General features: G+C 60.1%; 14 protein-coding genes and 1 pseudogene. 8 read left to right on the plus strand and 7 right to left on the minus strand.

The genetic code is table 11. From position 1 onward, the window contains the following. Positions 1–154: 154 nt before the first annotated feature. The gene (locus P0D89_RS08700) at positions 155–1,765 is read left to right on the plus strand and encodes a hypothetical protein (RefSeq protein WP_408362135.1); all 1,611 of its coding nucleotides are present in this window, start codon (positions 155–157) and stop codon (positions 1,763–1,765) included. Positions 1,766–1,813: 48 nt separating this feature from the next. Here P0D89_RS08700 and P0D89_RS08705 read toward each other — a convergent pair whose 3' ends face one another. Together P0D89_RS08705 and P0D89_RS08710 are read right to left on the minus strand one after the other, a co-directional pair. Next, positions 1,814–2,077, minus strand: coding sequence for an aldehyde dehydrogenase family protein (locus P0D89_RS08705; protein WP_408362134.1), 264 nt, complete (start codon positions 2,075–2,077; stop codon positions 1,814–1,816). 34 nt (positions 2,078–2,111) lie between these two features. Next, positions 2,112–2,234, minus strand: a complete 123-nt coding sequence (locus P0D89_RS08710; RefSeq protein WP_408362133.1) for a hypothetical protein — start codon at positions 2,232–2,234, stop codon at positions 2,112–2,114. Positions 2,235–2,941: 707 nt separating this feature from the next. On the opposite strand from P0D89_RS08710, the gene P0D89_RS08715 reads away from it, so the two are divergent. The 3 genes from P0D89_RS08715 (at position 2,942) to P0D89_RS08725 (ending at position 6,381) form a co-directional block, all read left to right on the plus strand. Then, positions 2,942–4,675 (plus strand): methanol/ethanol family PQQ-dependent dehydrogenase, encoded by a 1,734-nt coding sequence (locus P0D89_RS08715; protein ID WP_408362132.1) that lies wholly within the window; start codon positions 2,942–2,944, stop codon positions 4,673–4,675. A 71-nt stretch (positions 4,676–4,746) separates the two neighbouring features. Continuing rightward, positions 4,747–5,994 carry a c-type cytochrome gene (locus P0D89_RS08720; RefSeq protein ID WP_408362131.1) on the plus strand — a complete coding sequence of 416 codons (1,248 nt, stop codon included), beginning with the start codon at positions 4,747–4,749 and terminating at the stop codon, positions 5,992–5,994. Between the two features lie 96 nt (positions 5,995–6,090). After that, positions 6,091–6,381 carry a high-potential iron-sulfur protein gene (locus P0D89_RS08725; protein WP_408362130.1) on the plus strand — a complete coding sequence of 97 codons (291 nt, stop codon included), beginning with the start codon at positions 6,091–6,093 and terminating at the stop codon, positions 6,379–6,381. 357 nt (positions 6,382–6,738) lie between these two features. On the opposite strand, the gene P0D89_RS08730 is transcribed toward P0D89_RS08725, so the two are convergent. Both P0D89_RS08730 and P0D89_RS08735 read right to left on the minus strand, forming a co-directional pair. Further along, positions 6,739–7,596: an MBL fold metallo-hydrolase gene (locus P0D89_RS08730; protein WP_408362129.1), complete on the minus strand. Its 858-nt coding sequence runs from the start codon at positions 7,594–7,596 to the stop codon at positions 6,739–6,741. A gap of 479 nt (positions 7,597–8,075) precedes the next feature. Beyond that, entirely contained in the window at positions 8,076–8,999 is a 924-nt protein-coding gene (locus tag P0D89_RS08735) for a LysR family transcriptional regulator (protein ID WP_408362128.1), read from the minus strand. Between the two features lie 186 nt (positions 9,000–9,185). Here P0D89_RS08735 and P0D89_RS08740 point away from each other — a divergent pair, with 186 nt between their 5' ends. The 3 genes from P0D89_RS08740 to P0D89_RS08750 are packed head-to-tail and all read left to right on the plus strand — an operon-like array spanning position 9,186 to position 11,337. After that, positions 9,186–9,764 (plus strand): YceI family protein, encoded by a 579-nt coding sequence (locus P0D89_RS08740; RefSeq protein WP_408362127.1) that lies wholly within the window; start codon positions 9,186–9,188, stop codon positions 9,762–9,764. Positions 9,765–9,785: 21 nt separating this feature from the next. Beyond that, complete coding sequence (locus tag P0D89_RS08745) at positions 9,786–10,391, plus strand: FMN-dependent NADH-azoreductase (protein ID WP_408362126.1); 606 nt, start codon at positions 9,786–9,788, stop codon at positions 10,389–10,391. Positions 10,392–10,431: 40 nt separating this feature from the next. Then, positions 10,432–11,337 carry an NmrA/HSCARG family protein gene (locus tag P0D89_RS08750; protein ID WP_408362125.1) on the plus strand — a complete coding sequence of 302 codons (906 nt, stop codon included), beginning with the start codon at positions 10,432–10,434 and terminating at the stop codon, positions 11,335–11,337. A gap of 314 nt (positions 11,338–11,651) precedes the next feature. On the opposite strand, the gene P0D89_RS08755 is transcribed toward P0D89_RS08750, so the two are convergent. The 3 genes from P0D89_RS08755 to P0D89_RS08765 form a co-directional block, all read right to left on the minus strand. After that, a complete protein-coding gene (locus P0D89_RS08755) occupies positions 11,652–11,936 on the minus strand; it encodes a hypothetical protein (RefSeq protein ID WP_408362124.1) in 285 nt (94 codons plus the stop codon). Between the two features lie 169 nt (positions 11,937–12,105). Beyond that, a complete protein-coding gene (locus tag P0D89_RS08760; protein ID WP_408362178.1) occupies positions 12,106–12,918 on the minus strand; it encodes a GNAT family N-acetyltransferase in 813 nt (270 codons plus the stop codon). 291 nt (positions 12,919–13,209) lie between these two features. Further along, the gene (locus P0D89_RS08765; RefSeq protein ID WP_408362123.1) at positions 13,210–14,373 is read right to left on the minus strand and encodes a patatin-like phospholipase family protein; all 1,164 of its coding nucleotides are present in this window, start codon (positions 14,371–14,373) and stop codon (positions 13,210–13,212) included. A 430-nt stretch (positions 14,374–14,803) separates the two neighbouring features. On the opposite strand from P0D89_RS08765, the pseudogene P0D89_RS08770 reads away from it, so the two are divergent. Beyond that, positions 14,804–14,983: pseudogene (locus P0D89_RS08770) on the plus strand (OsmC family protein); the annotation flags it as partial. Between the last annotated feature and the right edge of the window lie 3 nt (positions 14,984–14,986).

Below are 14,986 nucleotides of genomic sequence, written 5' to 3' on the forward strand. Positions count from 1 at the left end.
CAACAAGCGTCATACTCAATCGCAAGTATCGAACGGTACGTCGTTCCGTCTTTGTACCGCTGAAGGCCTGCCCGGTAAATCGAGTTGCCTCGGACTCCGCCAGGCTTGCGTTGACCACTGCATGGTTTACATTAATCTCGGAAGAAGGCCATCTATGTCCACGACAATGAAAAGCACCTTCGGGCATGTAAACTGGACTCAGTTTTGCGATCAGACCGTTGTCTTCGTATTCGCGTCGTCACTGTACGCAGCTATCCTGTATAACACCGGTACCAACAGCACACTCGTGGCCGGCATCGCCGGATTCGCCATTGTTGTTGGCGCAATCATATGGGGATATCTGTCGAAGGCCCAATGGCGTACGACGATCTTGACGGTTCTATTCATCGCAGTCGTGTTGTGCGCTTTTGGTTACTTGCGAGAGTTCAGTTACGACGGCTTGAATTACCATGTCGCGACGCCCCTCATGCTGGACCACAGATTGAATGGCGTTACAGGTTCACACGCACCGAGCGGTGCGTTTTGGGCGAACCACTATCCAAAAGCATTCGAGTACTTTGCGTACACGGCCAAGGTTCTGACAACGCACTTCAACAGCGGAAAGTCCTTTACGTTGCTGCTTAGCGTACCCGCGCTCTCGGCTCTCGTGCAGTTGTTCCAGACAGCGGGGATATCCCGCAGAACCGCGTTGGTAGCATCGGCCGCCTGCATTTACAATCCTGTCGCGCTCGGGCAGTGGGCTACGTTTTATGTCGACGCGGCACACTACTACTGCTGGACTATTTTTTCTGTCAATTTTCTCTTTGCGCTCAAGAGCAGAACCTACTCGAAGGTGCAACTCGGAATTGCGCTCGTCCTGCTGATCGGATCAAAGCTGACGGGGCCAGTTTTCGCGGCAATCTCTATCCTGGTGTTTTTCGTGGCCGCATTCATCGGCGGAGAAAAAAGAGACTTCTTCTGGAAATACAAAGGCGTGTTTGGGCAGTTGGCGATCTGGTCTATCGTCGCGGTCGCCGTCGTCGGCTATTCGCCGTATGTAGAGAACGTCGCCGCGGGCAAGCACGTTTTCTACCCCGTCCTTGGCAAGGACAAGGTCGATGTGATGAAAAGACAGGCGTCAGCGCATTTTCTTGCCATGAACCCATTGCACAGGCTTTTCCTGTCGTATTTTTCGATGCCGAGTGACTGCGAAGCGTGCGAAGAATCGGAGCCCACCTTCGTTCCCTCCCCGACTCATGTGCGCGCTGCGATCGGTGCGCTGCATACGGCTGATACGCGGTTCGGCGGGTTCGGTCCTTTCTTTGGATTTATGCTTATCTCGTGTCTGGCATCATTCTTCTGGAGGAGAAAGCACGCGGACGTCGTAAAACTCTACCTGCTCGCAACGTTGGTGATCGTTTTGGCTCATCCACAGTCATGGTGGGCGCGCTATGTTCCGATGTTTTACGTCGTCCCATTTCTCGTTACCGCGGGATTTTCATCCAATCAAAGGCTATTTCACATCGTAATTGCTTTGGGCATCATGAACTCAGTTCTCGCCGGGGCCAGCGTCGGCCGTTACATGATCTTGAGACAGGCATACTATCAACACGCCGTAACGGTAGTACGTACCGTGTGCAACCAGCGTCAAGTCGCGCTGACGCCTTCCGAGATGAATTGGGAAGCCAACCTGCGTGACGACCATCTGGATGTCGCCACGAATAACGATCCTCCCAAGCCCGAGTGCCCCGTAGATTTCGACTTGATGATGATTATGAAGAGGTAAGCCACATTCGGGGGCTTCTTGGGTACCCCGGCGTCAGGCGCCGGTGCCTTAAACGCCGAGTGCCGCACCGAGCGCATCAGGTTGGGCCGCGCAGGTGCACACCTCGCCCTGATTGAGCGCGAACATCGCGAAGCCTTCGAGCGCCTTATCGAAGTAACTATCGTCCTGATCCATCACGTCGGCAAAGAAAATGTCCGGGCTCTTGCCGCCAAGCTCGAGCGTCACGGGAATGATGTTCTGGCTCGCGTACTGCATGATCAGGCGGCCCGTCGATGTCTCACCGGTGGACGCGATCTGCCACCGTATCGCCATCGATCTCGCCAAACGATCCTTCCTGCGACCGGATTCAGCCAGCGAAATAGCGGAAGTGGTCGATCGCGAGCGGAATGTCCGCGGCCATCGTTTCGTGAATCGGCTTACCGTTGTCGATCGATTCGGCAAACGCGAGGCGCGATAGATTCTGTTCCATCCGATCGGCGATCCGATTCAGGATCGTGGCACGCGCGGCGGGTGACGTATCAGCTTACGCTTTGCGAGCGCGATGCGCCGCGTCGAGTGCCAACTCGATATCTTCTTCAGTGGACCGCGGATTCGACGTGAAAGACTCTCCCGTAATTGGAGAGAGGTTTTCGAAGTATTCCCGCTTAGGGGCTGGCCCCATTCGCCGCCAATAAAATTGCCGTATTGGCGTGCAAAGGGAAATTCAACATCCAGAAACTGCCTCTAGGCGTGGTTCATTCGTGGCTCCTCCTCATCGGTGATGGACTCGACTGATGCGGTGACCGGTTCAACTATCGTCGGGCCGGTGCGCTGTCATCGCCGGAGCCAAACAGCGAGAATCGTGCCATTGATCGCCTCCACAGGCCATGACGCGCTTCGTCCTAATTGAACGCGCGCAATCCCCTCGCGAGTTCGCAAACGCGCTCTGCAGGCATCGTCAGACCTGTCACGTCTCGCAACACACGCGGCATTCGCTGTACCGCCGTGGAACACACCCACAGCAATGAATGAAGTCGGCGCGGGCCATGGCCTGCGCGAACCCGCATGCTCACGGGCAGCCCCGCGATTGACGCCAAATGGCATGCGATTTGCCTTAACGGCTGTGCAGTCATTCTGCAACCTTCAGGCAACGGTCCGCCGGGAGGCATCGCATCGACAAATCAACAGGAGACAACAATGAAGACACCTTCGGCTTCGACCTTGCGACTCGCGACGCTGGTCATCGGTGCCGTTGCCGTCGCCACCATCAGTCTGAAGCCCGGACCGGTTGCGGCAGCCGACGACTACCCGGCGGTCACGTACGAACGCCTGACATCGGCGCAAAGCGACCCAGGCTGGCTGACCTATTACCGCTCGTACAACGGACAAGCCCACTCCCCGCTCAAGCAGATCGACATCTCGAACGTCAAGAATCTGAAACAGGCGTGGAGCTACAAGTTTCCAGCTGATCTTCAGCAGGGGTTCGAAGCCACGCCGATCGTCAACGGCCGCTTCCTGTTCGTGACCACGCCGAAGGACAACGTGTATGCGTTCGATGCGACATCGGGAAAGCAGCTCTGGAAATATGAACCGAAGCTCGGTGACGAGTCGTTCAAGACGGCGTGTTGCGACGTGGTCAACCGGGGGGTGGCGCTGTATGGGAAGAATGTCTATGTCGCGATGCTGAGTGGCGAAGTCGCGGCGCTCGATGCACAGACCGGCGCGCTCGTGTGGAAGAAAGAGATGTTCGAACCGGGCGTCGGCTACGCATTTTCGTTGGCACCGCTCGCGCTCGACGGTGCGATCGTGGTGGGCAGTTCCGGCGGCGAATACGGCGCACGCGGGTTCATTGCCGCGCTCGACCCGAATGACGGCAAGGTGCTGTGGAAGCGCTACACGATTCCCGGCGCGAAGGAGAAGAACGGCAACACATGGCCCGACGGCATGCAGGAACATGGCGGAGCGCCCGCCTGGCTGACGGGCACCTTCGACGCGGCTTCGAAAACGCTGTATTGGGGCGTCGGCAACCCCGGACCGTGGCTCGCGGATTTGCGGCCAGGCGACAATCTTTATTCCGACTCGCTACTCGCACTCGATCCGAAGACTGGCGACCTCAAGTGGCACTATCAGTACACGCGTCACGACACCTGGGACTATGACGGCGTCAACACACCGGTTCTCGCCAACATCAAATATGAAGGCAAGGACTACGATGCAATCGTGCATGCCGACCGCAATGGCTACTTCCATGCGATCGACCGCGGCACGGGCAAGCTGATCTACGCGCGACCCTTCGTCAAGGCGACTTCGGTCACAGGCTATTCGGCAGACGGGGTGCCTCAGCAGGATGCAAGCAAGTATCCGAAGGCGGGCACGACGATCGAAACCTGTCCGAGCTTCCTCGGCGGCAAGAACTGGTGGTCGGTCTCGTACGACCCGGACAAACATCTCGCCTTCATCCCCGCGTTGCATGCGTGCATGTCGCTGTCCGGCAAATCGGTCAACTACATGGAAGGGTTGCCGTATCTCGGCGAAGGATTCGAAATCAAGCCCGAACCGGGCAGTCAGGGTTACGGCGAACTGCAGGCCGTCGACGTCAACACCGGCAAGAAGGTCTGGAGTCACTGGACCAAGCTGCCGTGGAACGGCGGCGTCGCCACCACGGCCGGCGGCCTCGCCTTCAGCGGCTCGCTCGACGGCCATCTGTACGCCTTCGATGAGACGAGCGGCAAGGTCTTGTGGCAAAGCCCGAAACTGGCGAGCGGCATCATCGCCCAGCCGTCCGTGTTCGAGATAGACGGTAAGGAGTACGTTGCAGTGCTGGCGGGGTACGGTGGTGCGAATCCGATCTGGGGCGGTCCGATGGCCAAGGCGGCGGAGAAAGTTCCGCGCGGCGGCACCTTGTATGTGTTCGCGCTGAACCACAGCTGATCGCGTCACCCATTGCAATCTCGCAGCTGCATCGCGGCTGCGACTCGCCCTCGTCTTTTCCGGATCCCATCATGAGCGCCCTGCACTTCAAACATTTGACAACCACCGGTCTGCTTGCGGCCAGCGTCACCTTCACGCCCATTGCGGCCACGGCCGGTGTACGCGTATGCACCTTTCCCGGAAGTGCGTCGACCGCGCTCGATCAGGCGGTAGCACAGGAAGTCTTCAAGACCGCCGACATCGCCGCGTCGCTCGTCACGCATGGAATCGGCGCAGGTGACGACGACGGCGTATCGCTGAAGGAACTCGGCCGGACCCTCGGCCACGACTGCGACGTGATCGCGGGCTTTCCGCGCTCCACCGTGGCCGACGGGTCCAGCAGCAAGATGCTGTTTTCCCGCGGCTATCTGCGCTCTGGCTACGTCAGCATCATGGCGCCCAGCTCGAAGCCTGCAGGCGCTGGCAAAAACACCGTAGCGGCCATGTACGCGAGTCCCGCGCAACTGATCGCGCTGCAGCAGACTAACGTCAGTCTCGACCTGGAAAACACCTCCGAACTGACCGTCAAGGCGGTGGTCAGTGGGCGTGCACAGCGCGCGATTGTCTGGTATCCCGCGCTCGTCGCCTACGGTCTCGCGCATCCGCAACAGCACTTCACCGTTGCGCCGACCACATCCCCCTACGCAGACTGGCACCTCGCATTTGCGTTCGGCGCCAATGGCGGGCCGCTGCAGAAACGTGTCGACGCCGCGCTCGCCCGGATGAGCGCCGACGGCAGACTCGCGGCGCTAACGCGGCCCTGGACCTTGCCCGATGCAGAAGCAGCCGCATCACAGCCGGGTGCGGACGCGTCGCACTATGTTTATCTCGACGGTTCTGTGCGGACATCGCGACTGCCCGGCACGGTGGAGCGGGCGGCGATGAACGACGTGCTGCAGGGACGCTTCATCAAAGTGGCGGCCGACACGTCCACCGACGCACCGTCATTCGATCGCTTGCAGGCCGATCACGGCAAGACACTCTACGCGAGTTCGTGCGCGAAATGTCACGGCGGTGCGTTGCAGGGCGTGACTGCTCCGGCACTGCGTGGACCTGCATTCGCGCCGGCGCAGAATGCGCATCTGACGATCGGCGGCATATTCGGCTACATGGCGACCAATATGCCGGCGGATCGCCCTGGCAAGCTGAAAGACCAGGACTATGCCGACATCATGGCGTTCCTGCTGTATTCGAACGGCTACCAGCCGGGCTCCGCAAAGCTGACCGCCGACAGCGCGCGGACATCGGCGACCAAACTCAATGCCGGGCCCGCGCATTGAATTCCCCGCGATACCTGGCCAGCGCGAAGCGCTCCCGACAACCTGACGCCCGACTGCGTCGACCGGATCAAAGTTATGAATACAACTCGCAGAATATTGATCGTCAAGACCATTGGGCTGTGCGCGGCGCTGGCCATTTCCCCCGCGCGGGCCGCAACGCCGTCACAACTGGCGGAAAGCGACCCGGCAGCGCTCGCGCTCGGTTATAAGAGCATCGCTGCTACCGTCGATTCAAAGCGGTTTCCTAAATACCAGTCTGGCCAGAATTGTGCAAATTGCCAGTTCTTTCAGGGAGGGGCGCAGGACGCGACGGGCGGCTGCCCCATGTTCGGCACGCGCAGTGTCGCGAGAAATGGATGGTGCAACGCCTATGCCAAACGTGTCTGACATCGGTCTGCCGCCGCGATACTGTGGCGTACCTTGTACGCGCGTTCCGACGGACGCATCGTTCTTAATTGGATGGGGCAGTCGGGGTCTTGCGGCGAAGACACTCATAGAGTGCGGTTCGGCCTGGACCGACGGTCACGTGTCGCCGTTCGTGAGGCAGCTAAAGGTTGAATCCGCCGTTCCTTTTCTGCCATTCGGACCTGCGCGACTGCGAACGTCGGGTTTCACGGCCGGCGGATGCGTACTCTCGATCCTCTGCGACGTACCTCGGTAAGAGCATGCCTCCGACGTGCCGTGATGAGTTCGACGCCGACGGAGTCGAAACGCGTCATGCCGGAACGGGGTATTCCGGCGACTTCAATCTTTTCGCATGCGTGCAACTAACTCGATCAAGCGAGCACTCATTTCCTCGGCCGGCAAGTGCGCGAGCCAACCGTGACCCGGAAGCAACCATTCGAAGCAATACGCGGCCAGCTTGCTCAGCGATTCGGTGAGCTCGGTCCATGAGTACCAGCACGCGTCCCTGAACGCGACGAGGTCCCGCGCGCGTGGGCTCCAGGCAAGCGAATCACCCGAGAACAGCACGCGATCATCGAGCAGGTACACGACGCTACCCCGAGTGTGCCCGGGCATAGGGACCGCGCGCACGCCGGCCGCAATGCTCGGTGCTGACCCGTCGTCGAGCAGATCCGTAGCATATGGGGCGGCCGACAAGTCCTCTCGGTGAATCCAGACGCGCGCGCCGAATCGACGCGCGTATTTGTCTGCGTCTGCGACGTCGTCACGATGCGACAGAAGGATGTGCGCAATGCCACCGGTGTCGTCAAACCATTTCACGAGCTCCGCCGCATAGCGCGGTGAGTCGATCAGCAGATTGCCGTCCGGACGCGCGGCAAAATAGGAATGTGCGCCAAACGAGGAGCGAGCGTTGAATCCGCAGCGCCACACACCCGATGTGATCTCCTGCGGAAAGATCGGGGCGTTCGGACGAGGCTGTTTCGTTTCGCTGCGTACCGATGCTGTAGGACATACGAGCACCGCACGCCAGGCAGCAAGCTGCTCTTCCGGCGTGGCGGGCTGCCGGGCGAAGATACTCTTGTCGTTTCGTTCGACAATCAGCCCAGGCGCGACGTGACGCGATGCACCACAATTGATGCACGCTGTGTCGATGTACCACTCCCCTGGGACGGAGTCGGTATTGCGTGTGGGCTTCATTTGATGCTCCAGGTCCGAGATAACGCCGTATTGATGTCCTATCGGCCGCGACCCGCGATACGGCTAACGGTCCGACCCGCATGCGCACGTCGCCGGTGCTGACGTGCGCGTCCGCCGTCTCGACGATCGTTGGCGTCTCGCGGTCCCAGCAGCGATTGTCACGCAACCATTAAAGTACAGTTGCTCGCATGGTCTAGCTCGTGTTCCGCGGGTCTTTCAGTAAATATAGCGCTAACAAAGTGAGTCGAGGGGCTATTAATGCGTGGGACGGGTTGCGCTTCTGCTGATCATGCAAAGCCGGCGTCGATTGCTCAAGTGCATAACTCACCAAGGCCACCCGGGGAACAATCAAATGCCTCAAGTCCTTACCACCGGTCGGCACAAGCTTGACCGGTCGTGTCTCTGACATGAGCGTGCGATGACCTGTTCGGCGGTGAATCGACTCTTACGCTTCGTCCGCCCTGGGTAAGGTGACGAACTTATCGGCTGGAATGGCTTTGTGAGGGGTTTGTCATCGCTTTGTCCAGTTTCTCCAAAAGAAACTCGGCGAAGACCGCTACTGCGGGCGGCACCGGTGGGCGGCTCGTGTAGACGAGCTGCAGGCCTAGGCCGGTGCTGGCGCGTCGATAGGTCGGCAGCACGCGTACCAGTTTCCCCTGCGCGATGATTGACTCAACTATTAACTGCGGCAGCAGCGCAATACCGAGTCCAGCTATGCAAGCCTGCGCCAGCACTCGCATGTCGTTGACGGCGAACCGGCTGTTGATCGACACTTCCTGACTACCGCGTGGCCCCTGCAGACGCCACGTGTTGCGACCCTGGCGATTGGAAATCGTCAGACAGTCGTGTTCGGCCAGTTCACGCAGCGTGCGTGGTGCAGCGCGCCGTTCCAGATAGGCCGGACTCGCCGCGAGAATCATTGCACCCGGCGCCAGCCGACGCACCGTGAGGCCGCTACGGGTCTCGATGCCCATACGCAAGGCCAGATCGATGCGCTCGGCGATCAGATCGGTAGGCGTATCGTCCAGCAGGAAGTCGACGCTGATGTGTGGATAGCGCGCGTAGAACTCGACCAACCATTCCATGCGGAAGAATTCGAACAGGCCGGCCATGGCGGTCACGCGAACCGAGCCGGACGGTGCCTGCTCATCTGCATGAAATCGCCCGATCTCGAGGATCTGGTCAAGCGCCGGCGCATAGCGCTCGAACAGCGCCTGACCTTCCGTGCTCGTCGCCAGTTTGCGAGTCGAGCGATGCAACAGACGTGTGCCGAGTTGCCCTTCGAGTTGATCGATGCGTCGGCTCAGCGTATTTGCCGGCATGTGCAGACGCCGCGCCGCCTCGGAGAAGCTGCCGGCGCGGACGACCTGGACGAACATCGCCAGATCATTCAGATCAAGCATGATATTTCTCCATAAATGGATTAATCAAATCCTATTTTACCGTCTAGTGTGAAGCAACCTTAGTCCCCATACTTGAGGTGTCACATAGGAGGCGGCCGTAAAAAGTCATTTTCCCGCTCCAGGGTGGCGTTGCGTCACCTGATACCGCACGCTGGCGCGGCCACTTAACGATCCAAGGAAATTGATTTGAAGAAGCATCTGATGATTGCGGCTGGTGCACTCGCCGCCTCACTGTCGTTTTCGGCATTCGCGGACGTGCCGACGTACCAGCTTGATCCGGCCCACACGTACCCGAGTTTCGAGGCGGACCACATCGGCGGCCTGTCGGTCTGGCGTGGCAAGTTCGACAAGTCGCAGGGCACGGTGACGCTCGATCGCGCCGCAAAGACCGGCACCGTTGAAGTGACGACCGACATTGCGTCGGTCCACACGGGTAGCACGAAACTCGACCAGAACCTGCAGTCGGATCAGTTCTTCGACGCGTCGAAGTTCCCGGAAGCGACCTACAAGGGCACGATCAAGTTCAAGGGCGACAAGCCGGCCTCTATCGTCGGCAATCTGACGATGCACGGCGTGACCAAGCCGCTGACCCTGAAAATCGACTCGTTCAAGTGCATGCCGCATCCGATGTTCAAGCGCGAAGTGTGCGGCGTCGACGCGGTGGGCGAATTCGATCGCAGCGACTTCGGCGTCGATTTTGGCAAGGCGTACGGCTTCAGTATGAAGACCAGGCTGCTCATCTCGGCCGAAGCACTGAAGCAATAATCCCGTTTGGAGGTAAGTCTCATGAAACTGTTACACGTAGATTCCAGCATCCTCGGGCAAGGCTCCGTCAGCCGTGATCTGTCAGCGGATGTCGTTGCGACCTTCCGGGGCCGCCATCCCGACCTTGCGGTCACTCGTCTCGACCTTGCCGTCACACCGATCGGCCATCTGACGGCTGCACACTTCGCGGCCGCGCAAGGCGCTCCCGTCGACGATGCATTGAAGGCCGACGTGGCCATGGGCCAGGTTGCGCTTGAGGAGTTCCTGGCAGCCGATATCGTGGTCATCGGCGCGCCGATGTACAACCTTGGCGTGCCCTCTCAACTGAAGGCCTGGATCGACCGCATCTCCGTCGCCGGGAAGACGTTCCGCTACGGGGAGCACGGCCCGGTCGGACTGTGCGGAGGCAAGAAGCTGGTCATCGCTTCGTCGCGCGGCGGCGTTTACAGCGAAGGCTCGCCGGCCGCCGTCTTCGATCATCAGGAAACCTATCTGAAGGCGGCCTTCGGCCTTCTGGGCATCATGGATATCACCTTCATTCGCGCGGAAGGTGTGGCGATGGGTCCGGAGGCACGCAGCGAGGCCATGGCCTCGGCGAAGAAAGAGACCGCCGCGCTCGCTGCGTGAGGTAGCACCGCCCTGACAAAATACTCCCTGGAGAACAACCATGTCGAACACCCAGAAGCTCATCGCCGTCGTGGGCGCAACCGGCCAGCAAGGCGGCGCCGTTGTGCGCGCGCTGCAGGCGAGCGGTCAATTCAAAGTGCGCGCGTTGACGCGCAATCCGGCCAGGCATCCGAAGCTGGGTGACGAAGTCGTTCTGGCGGATTTCAGTCATCCGGAAACGCTTGAAGCCGCATTTGCCGGAGCACACGGAGCTTTCGTGGTGACCAATTCCTGGGAAGCGGGTACGGACGAACCCAGGCAGGCACGCGCCGCCGTCAACGCGGCGAAAGACGCCGGCGTGCAGCACTTCATCTGGTCGACGCTCCCGGATGTGGAGGCGATCAGCCGCGGCAAGATCAATGTCCCGCATTTCACCGGCAAGGCGAAGGTGGAGCGCATTGTGAGCGAAGCCGGATTTGCCCACCACACGTTTGTGATCGCTCCGTTTTACTATCAAAACCTGCTCGGCGTAATGGCCCCGCAGAAACAGGCGGATGGCACCGCGGCTTGGGCGCTGCCGCTTGATCCCGAGCGGCGGGTCATCCACATGGGCGACATCACTGAACTCGGCCGCATCGTGGCTGGTGCGTTCGCGCAGCCGGAACTCGCGGGGCACGGTGAACATTTGCCGCTTGTCGGCGATTTCTTGAGCTTCAACGAGATCATCGCCACCCTGAATCGTCAAGGAAACAAGTTCTCGTTCAAGCAAGTCCCGCGTGAGGTTTTTGCTGGCTGGTTCCCGGGCGCCGAGGGCATCGCGGCGATGCTCGCCTACTTCGAAGCGCACACGTATCTCGGCTCGGATTCGCGCAACGCGATCGCGTTCGCCAACAAAGTCGCCGGCCAGCAGCCGACGACGTTTGCCGCATGGGCCAAAACGAACTTCGCGATCCCGGCAGCCACCTGAAAGCACACCTCTCCGAACGAAAAGGCTCCTTGATGCCTTGACTCAAGGGGGCGGCCAAATACTTGCACGGCAAGTATTTGGCCGACATTGTGAGGATTCGTGGCCTCCACGGGAAATCGAAAACTCGAAGCTGTTCAGACCTTCCCCGGGGAAAGAACACGTCGAAGGAGGTCGCGTATGAAACCTGACCCTGCTCCTCCCCATTTTGCTGGCAGCGTTCGGTCTCACCGGATCGCTCGCGGCATTCGCCGGCGAAACCTGGCGCAAGGAAAATGCGCCGCTGCCGGGGATCGCCAGGAGAAGTGCGCAAAAAGTCAGGATGCTTTCCTGATCGCAGTCGCGGCCTCGAAGCTGTCCACCAGGAGCCCGTAGGGAAGATAGTGTTCGTGGAAGAGTTTCACCATCTCCTGTCCGGTCGGCAGAGTCCAGTTCCGCTGCAACTCGGCCGCAATCGTCGTCCAGTTGATGGGGACGATCCCATGGTCCCGCATCCCGATCGCGGCCGGACGCCTTGTCCGGATCCTTCCTGAAAGTCGCATGGACCAGCTTGAGGTGACGGCACTGCAGGCGCGTTCGGCGGCACCGTCGATTGCCGTCAAGGCGCTCCTGAAGCACCTTGCCCAGGGATGGCGTGAAACACCTTGGAAGCAGATGTTGCGGGCGCGTTAGGTTGCCTGGGACCCGTATTCTCCGACGCCTCGAAAAATGCGAAACGTCGGGCGAATTGCACAACTGCCTGATATCCGCTCCCACTGCAGCAAAGCTCACTCATCCGAGTTCGAATGAGGTAATCCCGAACACCCGCGCAATCGGAATCGCCGGGGGCTCTTTCGTATACATCCTTGCCGTTTCGAAGGTGCTCACCAAACCGTGTCGTTCAGCCATGGCGATGGCCGCAGCGTTGCTCTCCGGCACATCGATCGAGACCATCTCGTCCGGACAGCAGGAAAGCAGTGCGTCGAACAGTCCCTCGCCAGTGAGTTCGTCGTCGGCAAAGAGCGGGCCGATCTTGCGGCCCTGGCGACATTTGCGCAGCACACCGTAGCCACGAATCCGTCCTTCGCGCATCGCGGCGAGCGCGACAACATCAGGCTGGGCAATCCATGCAGTCAGGAAGTCTGATCGGGGCGCGGGGAACAATTGCCGGTCGTACTCGGCCAATTGATTGAATCGCTCGCCAGAGAGACTGCATGTTGCCGCGCTTCCCGCACCGCGTGCGACGCCGCGAAAGCGGATATTGCGATGTGCAAGCCGAAACCCGGACTTTCTATAATTCGCCTGCTGCGCGACGACTCCGTCAAGGCCGATGTTGCGCTCGCCCAGGTAGGCCATTGCGTGTTGCCAGATTCGAAGCCCCAGTCCTTTGCCTCGAAAATCCGGTCTGACGATGTACAGGCCGACGAAGCCGAAATGCTCGTCATAGGCGACAGCGGAGATCGAGCCGATCGGCTCGCCGTGCAATTCGCCAATGAAAAATCCGTGCGGGTCGGCGGCCTGGAAGCAGGCCGCGTCGTGGCAACCGGGATTCCAGCCTTCCTGTGCCGCCCACTCGATCGCCAGCGCGACCTCTTCGGCCTTCATGGGGCGAACGATGTATTCCCCTTCTCCATCCGTGACTCTGTTCACGACGCCTCCGTGACCGGCTTCTGCCGCGTGTCAGGTCTGCACCAATGTCGGTTCCACGGCCATCGGGCGCGCATCGCGCACCGGTGCGCAGGTGGCGACGCGCAACTTATCGCGTTAGCCGCTGGTTCGCACCGTCCGGCCAGAGAGCCATGCCGTCGACTCAGAAGTAATCCAGCTGTCAGCGGGCATTATGAACCGGACGTGCGGCCTTCAGGTGAAAGGCAGAGGTGGCGGCGATAACAACCGTCATCGTTGGCCTTCCCGGAAGGCCATTCGAAACACGGAAATGCCCTCCATAGGATCCAGTGTTTCGCGCCAGGGTGCCAGCTTCAACAAGCGCGCCGTATCTTCGTAACCTGCTAGCCAGCGTCGCTTGATGCCACTCGACGAAAAGTCGATATCCCTGTTCAGGTCGTCGTTATCAAATGCCGGCGCGTCGAGTTCCAGAACCTGCATCGTCGTGCCACATCCCCACGCGAGGAGCTCCTGAACCTCCGGATCATCTCGTTTCTCTTCAGGGACGTACCGGCCGAGTTCACGAATCACATGACGAAGTCGGTGAATCTGCTTCTGTCGATCAAGATGGCTTTCGGCACGACTCGAATACTGAATGTCGCGTTGCCGGCTCATCACCTGCAAGATTGATTCGGGTTCTGGACCGCTCGAAGGCCACAACTGCACCGAGAAAATGACCGAGTCGCGCCGCGGCCGGTCGTCGAGCACAGCTTCGAGCGGTGTATTCGAATAGATGCCGCCGTCCCAATACGATTCGCCTTCCAGTCGCACCGAAGGAAAGCCGGGTGGAAAAGCGGCGGATGCCATCACGTGCTCGACGCCCATCGGCGCGTCGCGATTGGTGAAATACCGCATACGTCCGCTTTGGACATTGACTGTGCCGACGGTCAACCGCGTTGCTTTCTCATTCAAGTAATCAAAATCGACCAGCGACGACAGGGTTTCGCGCAGTGGTCCCGTCGAATAGAACGCCGCCAGGTCGGGACGAACATGCGCCTGAATGCCGGCCCAGGACTCTAAACGTGGGGTGAAGAACGACGGCACGCCCCGAGTGACCGTGGCGAGGTCGCGCAGCCAGTTCGCGAGTCCCGGCAGCCAGCTTGCCGCCTCGACGCCATGACATGCCACACCGTTCCAGAACTGGGTCAATCGCGCGATTCGGTTTTCGGGCTTATTGCCTGCGATGATCGCGCCATTGATCGCGCCGATCGACGTGCCGATCACCCAGTGAGGTTCGACCTTGCCGTCATGGAGTGCCTGATACACACCGGCCTGGTAGGCGCCGAGCGCACCGCCTCCCTGAAAAACCAGGACGATCTGGCCGGGAATATCCGGCGCGCCGTCCGGCCGGCAGGCTCGGTTGGTGTGGCGCTCGCCGTGCGTGTTGTCGCCCATGGTGGCCCTCTCAGACTAACGCTGCAGTGGTGGTGATTTTGCCACGGGACGTTCGGCGTAACGGGAAAGCTGGATTGTGGGCAGAGACGCGGCCTTGCTTGAATGGTGCGGCTGGGCGAGAACGGCCACAGGCGACACTCGCTACCGCTCGGGTTTGAACATTCGTACGCCCGGCCCGCCCCTCAAACCTGCCATTCTGATTTCGCGGTTTGGCACGCTCGAACGAGTCTTTGCGCCACGCCTGCTCAGCTTCTGTTTCTTCCAAGGCGTGACATGGGGTAAATGAAGCTGAAGAGTCCAGTACTGCCGGGCAGGTGATCGGTATATTGAAGCAGCGTGGCTTAAGCGTTCGCTTCGAATGCTACGCGGTCGTGATGTTAGTCAGCGAGCAGGCCTACGAGGTTGCCCGCAGGCGACGAGGGAGTTTCGAATGAAAATTGAAAGAGTCCTGTACCGCGCTCATGCGCACGTCACCGGCGGGCGCGATGGACGTGCGACGGTCCCCGAGAGCAACCTTGATCTCAAGCTGACCCTGCCGAAGGAACTCGGTGGCGCTGGCGGCGATGGCACGAACCCCGAGCAACTCTTCGCCGCGGGATATAGCGGTTGCGCG

The sequence above is a fragment of the Paraburkholderia sp. RL18-085-BIA-A genome (assembly GCF_046027075.1).
In the GTDB taxonomy this organism is placed as follows: Bacteria; Pseudomonadota; Gammaproteobacteria; order Burkholderiales; family Burkholderiaceae; genus Paraburkholderia.

Coding starts and splice junctions, on each gene's coding strand:
- P0D89_RS08730 (WP_408362129.1), bottom strand. CDS start 7,596: ATGAAGCCCACACGCAATACCGACTCCGTCCCAGGGGAGTGGTACATC.
- P0D89_RS08705 (WP_408362134.1), bottom strand. CDS start 2,077: ATGGCGATACGGTGGCAGATCGCGTCCACCGGTGAGACATCGACGGGC.
- P0D89_RS08720 (WP_408362131.1), top strand. CDS start 4,747: ATGAGCGCCCTGCACTTCAAACATTTGACAACCACCGGTCTGCTTGCG.
- P0D89_RS08735 (WP_408362128.1), bottom strand. CDS start 8,999: ATGCTTGATCTGAATGATCTGGCGATGTTCGTCCAGGTCGTCCGCGCC.
- P0D89_RS08745 (WP_408362126.1), top strand. CDS start 9,786: ATGAAACTGTTACACGTAGATTCCAGCATCCTCGGGCAAGGCTCCGTC.
- P0D89_RS08700 (WP_408362135.1), top strand. CDS start 155: ATGTCCACGACAATGAAAAGCACCTTCGGGCATGTAAACTGGACTCAG.
- P0D89_RS08765 (WP_408362123.1), bottom strand. CDS start 14,373: ATGGGCGACAACACGCACGGCGAGCGCCACACCAACCGAGCCTGCCGG.
- P0D89_RS08750 (WP_408362125.1), top strand. CDS start 10,432: ATGTCGAACACCCAGAAGCTCATCGCCGTCGTGGGCGCAACCGGCCAG.
- P0D89_RS08710 (WP_408362133.1), bottom strand. CDS start 2,234: ATGGAACAGAATCTATCGCGCCTCGCGTTTGCCGAATCGATCGACAAC.
- P0D89_RS08760 (WP_408362178.1), bottom strand. CDS start 12,918: ATGAAGGCCGAAGAGGTCGCGCTGGCGATCGAGTGGGCGGCACAGGAA.
- P0D89_RS08715 (WP_408362132.1), top strand. CDS start 2,942: ATGAAGACACCTTCGGCTTCGACCTTGCGACTCGCGACGCTGGTCATC.